At 36.7% G+C, this 12,825-nt stretch carries 21 protein-coding genes; 15 read left to right on the top strand and 6 right to left on the bottom strand.

Translation table 11 applies throughout. The features are described from left to right. The first annotated feature begins 6 nt into the window (after positions 1-6). From RHP56_RS08135 to RHP56_RS08105, 7 genes are all read left to right on the top strand, one after another. On the top strand, positions 7-813 hold the full coding sequence (locus RHP56_RS08135; RefSeq protein WP_179876248.1) for a hypothetical protein: 807 nt from the start codon (positions 7-9) through the stop codon (positions 811-813). Between the two features lie 17 nt (positions 814-830). Then, the gene (locus RHP56_RS08130) at positions 831-1,055 is read left to right on the top strand and encodes a hypothetical protein (RefSeq protein ID WP_011680273.1); all 225 of its coding nucleotides are present in this window, start codon (positions 831-833) and stop codon (positions 1,053-1,055) included. Positions 1,056-1,058: 3 nt separating this feature from the next. Beyond that, positions 1,059-2,150 (top strand): GH25 family lysozyme, encoded by a 1,092-nt coding sequence (locus RHP56_RS08125; protein ID WP_462794682.1) that lies wholly within the window; start codon positions 1,059-1,061, stop codon positions 2,148-2,150. Positions 2,151-2,162: 12 nt separating this feature from the next. Further along, positions 2,163-2,636 (top strand): holin, encoded by a 474-nt coding sequence (locus RHP56_RS08120; protein ID WP_462794681.1) that lies wholly within the window; start codon positions 2,163-2,165, stop codon positions 2,634-2,636. 162 nt (positions 2,637-2,798) lie between these two features. Next, positions 2,799-3,203, top strand: a complete 405-nt coding sequence (locus RHP56_RS08115; protein ID WP_462794680.1) for a DUF6941 family protein — start codon at positions 2,799-2,801, stop codon at positions 3,201-3,203. Positions 3,204-3,217: 14 nt separating this feature from the next. Beyond that, positions 3,218-3,793, top strand: a complete 576-nt coding sequence (locus RHP56_RS08110) for a hypothetical protein (protein ID WP_462794679.1) — start codon at positions 3,218-3,220, stop codon at positions 3,791-3,793. Positions 3,794-3,891: 98 nt separating this feature from the next. Further along, entirely contained in the window at positions 3,892-4,149 is a 258-nt protein-coding gene (locus tag RHP56_RS08105; protein WP_135400141.1) for a hypothetical protein, read from the top strand. A gap of 686 nt (positions 4,150-4,835) precedes the next feature. Here RHP56_RS08105 and RHP56_RS08100 read toward each other — a convergent pair. The 4 genes from RHP56_RS08100 to RHP56_RS08085 form a co-directional block, all read right to left on the bottom strand. Next, positions 4,836-5,882: a site-specific integrase gene (locus tag RHP56_RS08100; RefSeq protein WP_136903794.1), complete on the bottom strand. Its 1,047-nt coding sequence runs from the start codon at positions 5,880-5,882 to the stop codon at positions 4,836-4,838. 177 nt (positions 5,883-6,059) lie between these two features. Beyond that, positions 6,060-7,061 carry a hypothetical protein gene (locus tag RHP56_RS08095; RefSeq protein WP_194258435.1) on the bottom strand — a complete coding sequence of 334 codons (1,002 nt, stop codon included), beginning with the start codon at positions 7,059-7,061 and terminating at the stop codon, positions 6,060-6,062. Positions 7,062-7,110: 49 nt separating this feature from the next. Further along, the gene (locus RHP56_RS08090; protein WP_136903795.1) at positions 7,111-7,542 is read right to left on the bottom strand and encodes a M48 family metalloprotease; all 432 of its coding nucleotides are present in this window, start codon (positions 7,540-7,542) and stop codon (positions 7,111-7,113) included. Then, complete coding sequence (locus RHP56_RS08085; RefSeq protein ID WP_128684406.1) at positions 7,539-7,886, bottom strand: helix-turn-helix domain-containing protein; 348 nt, start codon at positions 7,884-7,886, stop codon at positions 7,539-7,541. Before RHP56_RS08085 ends, RHP56_RS08090 begins: the two co-directional genes overlap by 4 nt. A gap of 252 nt (positions 7,887-8,138) precedes the next feature. Here RHP56_RS08085 and RHP56_RS08080 point away from each other — a divergent pair, with 252 nt between their 5' ends. Further along, entirely contained in the window at positions 8,139-8,345 is a 207-nt protein-coding gene (locus RHP56_RS08080) for a helix-turn-helix domain-containing protein (protein WP_096639508.1), read from the top strand. Between the two features lie 15 nt (positions 8,346-8,360). Beyond that, positions 8,361-8,507, top strand: a complete 147-nt coding sequence (locus tag RHP56_RS08075) for a hypothetical protein (RefSeq protein ID WP_153245445.1) — start codon at positions 8,361-8,363, stop codon at positions 8,505-8,507. Here RHP56_RS08075 and RHP56_RS08070 read toward each other — a convergent pair. Continuing rightward, the gene (locus RHP56_RS08070; RefSeq protein ID WP_010284703.1) at positions 8,485-8,694 is read right to left on the bottom strand and encodes a hypothetical protein; all 210 of its coding nucleotides are present in this window, start codon (positions 8,692-8,694) and stop codon (positions 8,485-8,487) included. The genes RHP56_RS08075 and RHP56_RS08070 overlap by 23 nt on opposite strands. Before the next feature lie 68 nt (positions 8,695-8,762). On the opposite strand from RHP56_RS08070, the gene RHP56_RS08065 reads away from it, so the two are divergent. Together RHP56_RS08065 and RHP56_RS08060 are read left to right on the top strand one after the other, a co-directional pair. Further along, positions 8,763-9,005 (top strand): MerR family transcriptional regulator, encoded by a 243-nt coding sequence (locus RHP56_RS08065; RefSeq protein ID WP_136903796.1) that lies wholly within the window; start codon positions 8,763-8,765, stop codon positions 9,003-9,005. Positions 9,006-9,010: 5 nt separating this feature from the next. Beyond that, positions 9,011-9,733 carry a phage antirepressor KilAC domain-containing protein gene (locus RHP56_RS08060; RefSeq protein ID WP_462794689.1) on the top strand — a complete coding sequence of 241 codons (723 nt, stop codon included), beginning with the start codon at positions 9,011-9,013 and terminating at the stop codon, positions 9,731-9,733. 156 nt (positions 9,734-9,889) lie between these two features. Here the strand turns inward: RHP56_RS08060 and RHP56_RS08055 are convergent, their stop codons facing one another. Further along, positions 9,890-10,441, bottom strand: a complete 552-nt coding sequence (locus tag RHP56_RS08055; protein ID WP_072614122.1) for a hypothetical protein — start codon at positions 10,439-10,441, stop codon at positions 9,890-9,892. A 93-nt stretch (positions 10,442-10,534) separates the two neighbouring features. Between RHP56_RS08055 and RHP56_RS08050 the strand changes: the two genes are divergently transcribed. The 4 genes from RHP56_RS08050 (at position 10,535) to RHP56_RS08035 (ending at position 12,746) form a co-directional block, all read left to right on the top strand. After that, entirely contained in the window at positions 10,535-10,753 is a 219-nt protein-coding gene (locus RHP56_RS08050; RefSeq protein ID WP_072614121.1) for a hypothetical protein, read from the top strand. Between the two features lie 84 nt (positions 10,754-10,837). Further along, positions 10,838-11,176, top strand: coding sequence for a hypothetical protein (locus RHP56_RS08045; RefSeq protein ID WP_228117375.1), 339 nt, complete (start codon positions 10,838-10,840; stop codon positions 11,174-11,176). A 2-nt stretch (positions 11,177-11,178) separates the two neighbouring features. Next, on the top strand, positions 11,179-12,093 hold the full coding sequence (locus RHP56_RS08040) for a recombinase RecT (protein ID WP_153245443.1): 915 nt from the start codon (positions 11,179-11,181) through the stop codon (positions 12,091-12,093). Continuing rightward, entirely contained in the window at positions 12,090-12,746 is a 657-nt protein-coding gene (locus RHP56_RS08035; RefSeq protein WP_153245442.1) for a hypothetical protein, read from the top strand. Before RHP56_RS08040 ends, RHP56_RS08035 begins: the two co-directional genes overlap by 4 nt. The last annotated feature ends 79 nt before the right edge of the window (positions 12,747-12,825 follow it).

Raw genomic sequence — 12,825 nt, 5'->3', positions numbered from 1 at the left:
ATAGTAATGGCCATAACAATGTATACCAGTGATCGTGCTTTTGTCACACCACGAGAAGTGGCATCAGCACAATCAGCTCTAGGCGGGGACACTTCAGGAGTTCTAAAAAGAGGTAATCAATTAAAAATAACAGTTAATGGTCTAACGGCAACCATTGACACAGGGCAAGTAATTATTTTAGGTCGATTAGTCGAAGTGACAAGTCCTACACAAATAACTTTGCCAGCTAATTCAAATGGAAACTTGGCAATTGTTGTAGACCTTTCAAAAGCCAACACTGTGCAAGGACAAGCAGGACAACCCAACTATTACCCAACAATCAACCAAGTATATTTAAGCGCTGTTACAGGTGATTTAGTACAGGAAGACATTAACAATGGTGGTTTTATTTATGAATTACCACTAGCAACATTCAGTACTACAGCAACAGCAGGAACAGTAACACAACATAACCCAATGCTTAACGATAGTGGATGGATGAACTTAGACATAGCATCAACAGGTGCTAAATTGTGGTCTGATAATGGGGCACCTTGCTACGCTCAATATCGTGTAAGAGATAACGTTATGTTCCTTAGATGGCGTGGCGTAGATGTTTCTAAAGCAAATAATGGTAACCAAATTGGACGTGTTCCATGGAGCCTACGCCCAGATGTCGAAATTGCTCAGGCTTCTAGTGACATTGGTGCAACCTCAATTTATCCCGTTATTAGTTATGTGAATGACACAACTACATTATGGGTAAGGGTTGTAGATAATCATTGTGGTAATTTGGTTGGTTCTATGAGCTATCCGTTGCCAGTAGGTCGCTAAAGAAAGGAGGTGAATGAATGCAAATGCCACATGATTTGTTGAGTTGGCTAAGTGTGGGGTCTATTCTTCTGGGTGGTTTGTGGTGGGTATTGAAGAATACCATTGTGAACTCAATTAATGGATTGAGAACAGATATCGCTAGCTTAAAAGATGAGCTAAAAATATCTAACAGTATCACTGACAACCATGAGATACGGCTTACTAAATTGGAAACGTGGAAACACGATAAATGGGAGGTTTGAAAATTGAATAAATTAAAACGATGGGTATTCGCTTCAATTGGAGCGGTTGCCTTTTTTGGTGCAATGATCACGGGTGTTTCAGCCAATACTAATGGTATTGATGTTGCCAGTTATCAAGGTGACACAGCAAGTTATTTCAATTCGTTTAAGCAAGTTGGCGATAACTTTACCATGGTTAAGTTAGGTGGACGAGGTGGTGGTGAGGGTGCTCATTATAGTAACCCGAAAGCCTACGCACAAATTCACAACGCTGATGCAGTCGGTATGCAAACAGGCGGTTACTTCTGGGCACAAGTAGGTGACTCAGTCAGTGAAGCTACTTATTCAGCTCAATTAGCTGTTCAAGATGCACAAAATGCAGGGTTGGCTAAAGGTTCATATATTGCTATGGATTACGAAGCAGGAGCTGGTGCAAACAAGGCCAATAACACAACGGCTATTCTAGCGTTCATGGATCAGATTTACGCCTCTGGGTATAAGCCTATGTTTTATAGCTACACTAGCTATGTGAACTCACACGTTGATTTAAGTCGTATTAACGCTCGTTATCCTAACGCTTTGTGGTTAGCTTGGTACTTAACTACAGCACATCAAGCAACACCACCTATGCAATATTTCCCTAACTATTCCAACGTGAAGATTTGGCAATACGCTGATAATCACTACGGAGTTGACGGGAACGTGATGGTCGTCGGTTCATTGGATAACAACAAGCCAGCCGAACAGGTTGCATCTAAGCCAAGTCAATCAACCAACACGCCAAGTACACCAGCTAAGACGCAATACGCTACATTCAGCGGTGTGTATGTCGCTGATTACTGGGTAGGTTATAACAACAAGATGTACGGTGTCAACATTGATATGAGTATTCCAGTGATTGATTACAATAACTACTTGCCTATTAGTGCAATGACATTAACTGATAAATACGGTAACAAGTTGCGTAATCAATATATTCAAGGCAATAACGGACGTATGGAGTACTTCACTTTGAACGGTAAGTACAAGGTTATCAGTCAAACAGCAACAACGGTTAATGTTGAAATCGGCGGTGAACCAGTTTCTATGATGAAGGCGTTTGCTACAATTCACTAAAAAGGAGAACACATGGATACGAATACAATCACTAAATTAATTACAACAATCGCTATTGCAGCTATTCCAATTATTGGTGCATATGTCAGCAAGGTGATTTTAGGAAACAAACAGGTGGTTAACCTCATTCAAGTATTATATCCTTTAGCTAAAGATGCCGTAGTGGCTATGCAGAAATTAGGAGTCACTGAGTTTCTGGAAGGTGAAGCCAAGAAGTCTGGCGCAGTTAAAATTGTTACTCAAGCTTTGACTGCTTTAGGTTTTTCTGATGCAGACGAAACGTTAATTAAAAACGCAGTCGAAAAAGAATATGCTCTATTGATTAATGAGTTAGATCAAACTTACCCTCAAATTACAGAGGAACAAGTTAAGGCACAAGAACAAGTCGCTCAACAACAAAGTGAATTAGCTAAAGCTGATGAACTAGCAAAAGCACAACAAGCATTAGCAGACGCACAAGCGAAGGTTAATTCCTTACAAAATTAAACAAACAAAAACACCCAACTGGATTATTTCTGGTTGGGCGGTTTTTGTTTTAAATATTCATTATTAAACGTATATTGATGAATATTACTTTAATAGTGAATATTTAATGATAAATATAACACCTGTGTTATACAATATAAGTATATTAAAGGAGAGATTTATATGACAGTTCAAATTATTTTTGGAGAAGGAATCGAAACTTCTCCCGACACGAATGGTGTAGGAGGGGGGAACGCAAATGCCCTAATTAATCCGACACTGGCTTTTGCGCTCCCATTCGTGCCAAGCGGAATGAGTTTTGCAGCTTCGGTATTAACAAAGGGTATTAACCTAGATGAGCCACACAAGTTACAATTTGTTATTCGCGAAAAACAAAATGGTAAAGAAGTATCAACTATTGATGGGAACGCTCCAATACAACCGTCAAACCCTTTAGATACATTTAATTTTAATTTGAATTTCAGAAATGTACCATTTAAGTCTGAAGGTGAACATGAGTTAGTGTTTTCAATAGATGGGACAGAAAAGGGAAAACAGTCATTTTGGATTGTTCATGTCCCACAATAAGGTAAACGTCGGATATGGTAATTACTTTTCAAAATAATTCAAATATTCCTACTCTTGATTTGGAAAACACAGACAGTGACGATACACATAAATTAAGTGGAGGTGTACTTCCTGTTTTGGCAGCAGTTATAATGAGCACATCGCCAGTTGTTAAAAACGCTTATTTGTCTTTGAATACAACTAGTAGATTTCAAACTAGTCAAAAAACTGCTTATACAGATCGGCAAAAAACACACAATGTAAAAAATGTTACGCTATCTAATGAAACGGTTAAGGGAGGTGTTTTAGAAATGTCAGACAATAGCTATCTAACTGATAGAGATATGGCAAACTTGAAAGATTTGATTGATGCGTCAGCAAAAATCACCTCCGCTAAGCTTACGGCAGTCGAATCGAAATTAGATACAGTTTCACAAAAAATAGATACAAGTGAGTCTAATTTAAAAGTATACATTAAGGATGAGATTAAAGACAATTCCGAAGGCGCTAAAAAAGATAAAAAAGATCACAAGACGCTATTAGTAGCTCTGCTTGCTATAGCTTCGCCAATTATTTGGGAAGTAATTCAACATGTTTTAGGTTGGAAATAAAGATATTAAAAATTAAAAATGCGGTTGGTGTAGAAACTAGCCGCATTTTTATTTGCAATAAAGAACAAGTGTTCGTATAATGTCATAGAGGTGACATTATGAATTACGATGACAAACTAATCGAAGAAATCAAGAAGCGATTTACGAAAAAGAAGAATACGCTGTATTGGGTGCGTATTGTGTATCAAAGATACTCCAAGCAGTTAAACGTGTTCTTTGAATATGCCAAAATAGGCACGGCCACACATTCAGAACAAATAGGTAGGTACGTTGAATCTGAAAAGGATCGCATGCCTGAATTAGCGAAACATATCAAGAAAGAAACAAACGTAAATGTAGAACTTGGCGATTTTTGATGGATTTAATATTAGTTATTGCTTTCGGTGAATTTATTGGTTAAAATAATCATGTAATTATATTAAAAGTAATTACGCGGCCCGATAGCATTCCGAGAAGCTTTACCCCTATCGGGTCTTTTTATTACAAAATATTTAAAAACACTTTTTAAAATTAGTAGTGTATAATTATTTTTAAGCCTAACAGACTTTCTTCGCTCTATAAGTATAATTACCTGAGTTATTTTTGTTCGCTTATTCATCTGTTAGGCTTTTTACTTGCAAAAATGCATGTCAATATAGTAGAATTGTTTTACGCCTAGCTGGCAGTCAAACTCCATGATAATATCCTCCCAAGGTGATTATCAATTTATTGCGCATCCTGCTAGGTTTTTATATAGATGAAACTCGTTAAAAAACCGGCTAGAAATTAATCTAGTCGGTTTTTTATTTGTAGTAAATTTGTAGCAAATGTAGTAAATTTTAAGTGAAAAATAATGAATAATAGTGAATTTTTAGAAAATAAGTAAAACAAAAACCGCTAATCAACTTCTTGTAAATGTTGATACATAGCGGTTTTATTTAAACCAAAATTAGCATTGGCATAATCATTGGTTTGCGAGCTGTTTCTTTGAATAAGATTTAGGGGTGCTGGTACATAAGGTTTTTAGATACCCTTGTAGTAAAACTGTAGTAAATATCGAAAATTATAGTGAATTAAGAAGCGTGATGGTGTGTGAAATTTCCTTATTTCGCTTCACTTGTAAGAGGTGTAAATACGTTTTTTGAGTGATAGAAATATCTTTGTGACCCAATCTTTCACTTATATATTCTACAGCAACGCCTTGAGAAATTAACATAGAAGCATGACTATGTCTTAGTCCATGAAAAGTTATTCTTTTGGGGATGTCTAATCGTGTTAATATTCTCTGCAGTTCACGATTAACGCTAGATTGCTGACGATTCAATAATCTTTCATCGTTGTCTTTGGATAATGTAAGTAAATAATCTGTTAGCCATTCTGGAACATCTACAGTTCTGATTGAACTAGGAGTTTTAGGCTCTTTTACAATATTCAAACGTTCTTCATAAGATTTGCTGATATTGATTATTCCATTACCGATGTCATTAGGGGTAAGGGCTAATACCTCTCCCAATCGAGCACCTGATAAAGAAGCTACTAACATAATATCATGAGTTGGCTCATGGTTTTCTTTTAGATATTCTATAAAACGTTTAAAGTCAGTGTATTCTAAGAACTTTAGTGAGCTATCTTTGGCATTAGTACCATGCGGTTTTGCTCTTTCAAAAGGATTGACCCTTATTATTCCATCAGCTACGGCATCCTTTAATATGCCACTTAAATGTCCTTTGACTTTTTGGCTAGTAGCAAGAGAATGAGAGAGCCCATATTCGTTTAAAAATTTTTGGGCATCATGACGGGTTACTTGATCTAATGATGTATTTTCAAAGTATTCGCTAACAGCTTTCAAAGTCATTTCATAACCAACATGAGTTGAACGTGACACGTCTGTTTTATATGTATCAATCCAGTCACTTATATAGGAAGAAAGGAGTTGTGACGGTTTAAAATCAATGTCACCATCAATCTTAGATCCTTCCGTTTTTATAGCCCATTGATTTGCTTCGGTTTTTGTTTTGAAACCTGATTTAGTTTTCTTTTTATATCCGCCTTGATAAGGGACGGATACACTAACGGTAAATGTTTTACCTCTTTTATATATTGAAGCCATACAAAAATCTCCCTTAAAAAGAAGGCTTATATCTGTTATAATCTAATAGAACGCCCCGTGCGTTTGTAGTATACTTTTAGCACACCCAGTGAACTTTTGCAGGTTGGGGTGTGCTTTTTTATTTTGCATTATTTTAGAGACTTCATTGTCTATTATGTACGCCCACAAGGGCATTTATTACTCGCCATAGTCATCACTAGCTTTTCCTTGATCGTCAATTATTTTGGCGTAAATAGCCGGTACTGTTATTTTTCCACCCATAGTCGACTTATAAGATAGTGTACCAACGCTTTCTCCCGAAACCGTGATCAAATCATCTTCAAGCACTCGAGAACCATTAAGAACATCAGGATCGAATCCAACCATGATGATATTATCATAATTACCGTCAACCGCTAATCTAATATCTGTTTCACTGTCATTTTCAACTACTTGAATTACTTTTCCAGTAAATTGCATTTTTTTGCCTTTGTAATCGTTTGGCGTTCTTGCTATTTGATCATAAGTAATTCCGGTTTGATAACTAGTAACATCATTGTTTTCTGAGTAACTTGATGAGGAATCACTAGTTGAGGAATATTCACTTTCACTCGATGCCTCTGAACTCGAACTAGATTCTTTTAAATTATTATAGTAATCAGCCTGTGAACTGTTTAAAGTTAGCTTAGTGATTTTTATGTTATCTATAATACTTGATTTCATGTGGTCACTAATCTTTGATTCTGTATCGTATTTTTCAAGCTTGCCTTTTAATCCGGTTACAGCAAATAAATAAGATTTAATTGAGGAATCTGCTTCGTATGTGCTTTTGTAATGCAGGGTTAAAGGATCAACATACATGGTAAATTTTCCATTTTTAACAGTAGCCCAAGAAGTTAATGATGTAGCGGTTGCTGCATTTACACCAAAATCTTCATCATCTGTTGAATCACCATAAGTAGCAAATAATTTTGCCCCGTCCGGTGCGCTTGTTGTTCCGCTTATCTTCCAGTCTGACATTTCATCTACTGTAGTACTAGTTATTTTTACTTTATAAATCGTCTGGCCTTCGGCTGTTGATACTTTTGGCTTATCCTTATTTAATGTTGTGATAATAACGATTATTAGTAAAATAACTAATGTCGCAGCTGAACCTAAAATCCATATTCTTTTATGATTTGTCGCTTCTGTTTTCTCCATATTCCCATTCTCTCTTGAGCGGTTTAATGTGGTTGCTTAGCACATAATGTTATTCCACTATTGTGACTTCTCTAAATGTCTTTATTACATCTTTTTCCAACCATGAGGGTATGCGATAGTAGTCCATAAAATTAATGGGATTACTAGGTACTTTTATTTTCATTAACATTTTAATTGCATTTCGGTGCGCCAATAATTCTTCACCACGTTTTCCGTATTCACTGAATTGGTAAACTGCTTGCGCATCGTGATCACCATATAATATATGACTAATTTCATGAGCTAAACGGTAGCAATAGTCAACGTTTACTTGAAAATTCATATTCATTATGATTGCCTTGTTTTTTATTAAAGCAGTATCAGGGACGTGGCTTAATAAATCATCGGCTAATATCAAAACAGTACCGCTATTTTTAGCTTTTAATTCAAGCGCATTTACTATGTCTGGATAAACGTAATCATAGCGAAATATTTTGTTCATTTATTCTCCTTTTCACGTAAGGAAATTATATAGCGAGCATAATCACGCAGCTTTTCTTTTTCAGATTCTTCAATTTCCATACCGTCAAAAGCTAGTATTGTCTCATCGTCTAAAATATCTACTTTTTTCTTTTGGCTTGAGCTTGTATCTTCGTCAATCCCCAACAAATACTCTGTTGAAACACTAAGGGTGTCAGCTATTGCTTTAATAGCGGGGCCACTTGGTTCAACACCTTGATTATATCTGTATATTGCATTTTCACTCAACCCAGAAGCAATAGCTACTTGTTTCAGATTCATACCTCTAGTTTTTGAAACTTTTTTTATTCTTTCAAACGTTGTCATATCAGCATCCTTTGATAATGACGAAAATAAAATTACACAAAAACACACAAAAGTATTGCATTAAATAACACTGTGTGTAATAATAAGTTCATCAAGTAATTGAGCAACAAAAAACGAACACTTGTAAATCTAACTTGGCGGTCTGATTACTAGGTGGTACACAATTTGTGGCTTATTTCGTATGCACTTATTTTACACATTGTGTAAATAATTGTCAATAACTTGATGAATAAATTACACAGGAGGTTACAAATGACAGAACTAGAAAGTGCTTCATCCAAAGTGAAAATAAAATTCAAAGTATCTTTATTGGAAAGAGGAATGAAGCAAGTCGAATTAGCAGAATTGCTTGGTGTATCGCCAGCACAAGTTAGTAGAGCGTTGGCGGGAAATTCAACACCAAAGGATATTGAAATTCAAAAACGTGCAGCGAAAATTCTTGGGCTGAAAGATATTTAGAAAGGAAGCGGAAGCATGGCGTATAACGCAGGCAAAACAAAAACAGCCCAGGTAATTGATAGCAGAGATATTGGGAACGTAGAAATACGTCTCAAATACGCTAAACACGAACTTGAACCGCCAGATGATTACACAGTAATTATTGTACCGAAGTATCAATAAGATAATATTCAAAAGCCTGAATTGCAACAGTTAAGACTTCTCCAGTTAAGTTAGAAGGCAATTCATCAACAGATGTAACTTTGTTGAAAGTATCAATAGCATTTTCGCTGATCATGTCATTTGCTAAATCACCTATTGGTCTATCAACATCTTTAAATTCAGCTAACCAATCTCCAAATTTTATCATTGTGTTTCTCCTTTCATGTCATTAACTAAAGGATAGCACAAAACAAACATTAGAAAGGAAGTGATCGGATGGTAACGCAGCTACTTACAAAACTAGATGAAATCATAAAGTTTTTCCACAAGAGTCAATTACCAGAAATCATGGATAAAACAGAGTTGGCTCAGTTTCTAGGAGTTAGCATAAACAACGTTAATAAATATATCTATTCAGATGGATTTCCTTATATCGAACAACCAAATATGAAAGATGGTTATCCGAAAAAGGCAGTTCAGGAATGGATAGATTCACACACAAAGTTTTACGGGAGGTAAACAACATGGAAGAAATTATCAAGATTAATCACAACAATCAAGGCGAAGCGCAAGTAAGTGCCCGTGAATTGTATCAGGCATTGGAAGTTAAGAAACGCTTCAGTGCATGGTTTGAAACAAACGCCAAGCAACTAATTGAAAATGAAGATTTTACCAGCGTACTTTCAGGTACGGAGGTCCAAAACAATGGTGGTACACAATTACGTCAATTGCAAGATTATTCATTAACGGTCGATGCTGCTAAGCAAATTGCGCTGATGTCTGGAACTGAAAAAGGCAAGCAAGTTCGTATGTACTTCATTCAAGTTGAAAAAGCATGGAACAGCCCAGACCAGATTATGGCGCGCGCATTAACTATTGCACAGATGAAATTAGATCATAAGGATAACTTGATTGCTGAAATGAAACCCAAAGCATTGTTCGCTGATGCAGTGAGCGCAAGTCAAACAAGTATCTTGGTTGGCGAACTAGCTAAGTTGTTGAAACAGAACGGCATTGATACAGGCGCTAATCGATTGTTTACATGGTTGCGTGAAAATGGCTATCTAATACGCCGTAAGGGAACAGACTACAACATGCCAACTCAAAAGAGTATGGAAATGGGATTGTTTGAAATCAAGGAACATAACCACATTAACTCAAATGGGGTAAACGTAACAACTAAGACACCAAAGGCAACTGGTAAGGGACAGCAATACTTTATTAATAAGTTTTTGCAAGCAGCATAGGAGAGGTAATGGAAGCTGATCATAAAACTGGAACAAGCAACAAAATATTTTGTTCTTGGGTTAACCCCGACAGTCCACAAGAAGGCGATTTATGGATACCGGAAAGTTATCACTTGTACAAATTCACTAATGGCGCTTGGATAACGTTAGTTAGTCCTAGCCGTGTACCAAATGACGATTTGTTGGTTTTGCCACAAAAGACTTCAGGAACTCACTCAACAGTTCTTCCGCTACGTCTGGGTATCCTAGCTTCCTTGATAATACTGATGCTTCTTTTAATGATTCTATGATAATTAAATCGAAAGATTCAGAGGCGAGCATGGCGTAGTGCTCATAGTCTTTATAATCTTCACCTTCTTGATAAAAGAAATCATCGCTTGACATTAAAAATTGGTGCAATTTAGATCCGATTGTTTTGGGGACATATGCAATATTATTTCTAACCAAATCACGTAGTCTGTTATCAACTTTTACTCGTCCTTTGAATTGAAAACTTCCTTGTTTAGAAGCACCAACAGCTATGCCGTAGGAAATAGCAGAAAGTTGGTAATGAGTGAGTAAGCCCATTAACGGAGCATAGTAATTTTTATAGGCTTCCTCTTGGTTTTCAAGTTGATGTTTCTTGGATACAGAAAAGTAATAAGCACAGGCAGCAGCTAAAAAAGGTGTAAAGAAGGCTACAAGAATGGTAATCATCTGAATTTTCATATTTATCTTTCTTTCATTGGAGTTGAGCAATTTAACTAGTAATTAAATGATAGCACCACACAAACAATAAAACATTATAAAGGAGGTGTAAACATGAGCATAGTATTTGGAATCATCGTCATAGCAGTAGGAGTGAGCTACTTCATATATGACGAACATAAATTCGATATAGCCGAAGCAGAAATACTCCGTCAGTCGTTAATTGAGGACGGATACACCTACGCACAGGCGACACGAATTGTTAACAACCTTAGTGAAGATAAACCACTGAAAAGAGCAAGTGATGTTTATAGGCAAAAGAAAAGCGCCTAACTGTTGGAGCAGTTAAAGCGCTAGATATAAATTATTGGAATGAAATTTATATCTCGATTATAGCAAGAAACGAGGTAAATGCAAATGGTAGTGACATTACCCGAACCATATCAACCACGAAATGATTTTGAGCATGATTATTTTGAGGGAAAAGAAGCCGTTCCGTTTCACGAGAAATGTTTGTATGTTTATGCATTAAATAATACAGATGAAGCTGACTTTATGTGGATGACTTATGAAGAATTGCAAAAAGAATGCTACTTCGTTTATGTGGTCAAAGTCGGAACGAAAGAAGTTGTTTGTGCCGGTGAAGCACTTGGTACGTGTTTGGAAAAGAACTGCCTAAACGGTGTGTACAAAGGAATATTAACGCCTTATAGCACGTATGGTGAAGAAGCAATTAAAGAATTGGAGTGGAAGTAACTATGGCAAATGAAGTAGCACAAGTTCAAAAAATTATTAACAGTGACAAGATGCAAAAGCATTTTGAGGAAATATTGAAAGACAATGCGGCTGGTTTCTTAAGTGGATTGTCAACAGTAGTGGCATTGAACCCAGACTTAGCAAAAACAAATATGAATGATCTAACAAACGCTGCAATGCGAGCCGCCATTCTTGATTTGTCCGTCTTACCAGACCTTGGTGAAGCCTACGTCATTCCATATGGAAAGCGAGCAAAGGTAGATGGTAAGTGGGTAACCAAGGATGTTAAAGCTCAGTTCCAACTAGGCTATCGAGGAATTATCAAACTTGTACAGAATACCGGTCGTGTTGGTCGTTTGGGTGGAAGCGTTGTTTATGAAGCGAACAAGCCACATTACAACTATGTATTTGATGAATTCACAATGGAAAATGAAAACTACGATCCATATGTAGATGGTGAAAGTCCAGTAGCTGGATACTTGGCATTTTATTACTTAGATGGTGAACGCATTGTCAAGTATTGGCCAATCCAACGAGTGATTAACCACGCTTTGAAGTATAGTCAAACCTATAAGGGGCCAGACCATAAAGACAAATACGGTAAAACACCACAGACACCATGGTACACAGATTTTGATGCAATGGCGATTAAAACCGTGATGAAAGACTTGCTTAAGTTTGCTCCTAAGACAACTAAGGTTGCGCAAGCTATTGCAGAAGACGATAAGAACGAACGTGAAGCACGTGATGTTACTCCGGAAACAGAAGAAATCACTACTGACGATCAAAACGTTGAACCAGAAATTATTGATAATCAACCAGAAGAAAAAAGCGATAATCCGTTTTCTGGAGTTGATACAGGTGATGCGCCTAATCCTTTTGCTGAAAAGAATGATACTTCGGAGGACGTGAAATGAATGAGCCAAAAACAGTAATGCCGTTGATTAGTTTTGAAAACGGTGTGGCACAAAACTGGAACGATTTGCGAGCAACGTTGAACGGTGTTGAAGTGACCACGATTAGTAGCAAGGTAGATGCTCAAAGTATGGCTGCTTTGAAGAAAGACATGAAGCAAGTATCTGACTTAATCAAGAAATCAGTGAAGCAAAATGTTAAGGAATATGAACAAGAATTAACTGAGCGCAATGGCGGTTTATTCGCCATTAAAGATACCGCTGATTCAATCATTGAGGATATCACGGAAGAACAAAATACGTGGAATGTTGGCCGTCTAAAGCAATTACAACCAGTGTTGCAAAAAGAAATTGATGAACGTAATGAATCGTATCAACTTAAAACACCACTAACTATTAAGGCAGATTGGTTAAAGATTAGCAATTTCACCGCCACTGGTAAACCAACCGGAGCACTAACGAAGTTGCTGAATTTAGAATTTGTTCAGGCTAAAGCATTGGAGTCTGAACCGCCCAAGTTGACAGAAGTTCAGGAAGTAAAAAAAGCGATTAAATATGAGTTCTCGAAAGTTTGGGACGATATTCAAGATGACGGTATATACACCGGTAAAGACTTCAAACAGATGCTTTCTGAAATCGCCAAACAATTAAATTAAGGTCGTTATGACCCGATCATCGTCACTAAACTGATTAGCCAGTGAAAAGAGTTTAAGTCGCTCGATTCGTTGATGTTCA

The organism is Leuconostoc sp. C5 (genome assembly GCF_056530425.1).
The sequence above is the reverse complement of the archived record's forward strand: the minus strand, read 5'-3'. Positions and strand labels throughout refer to the sequence as shown.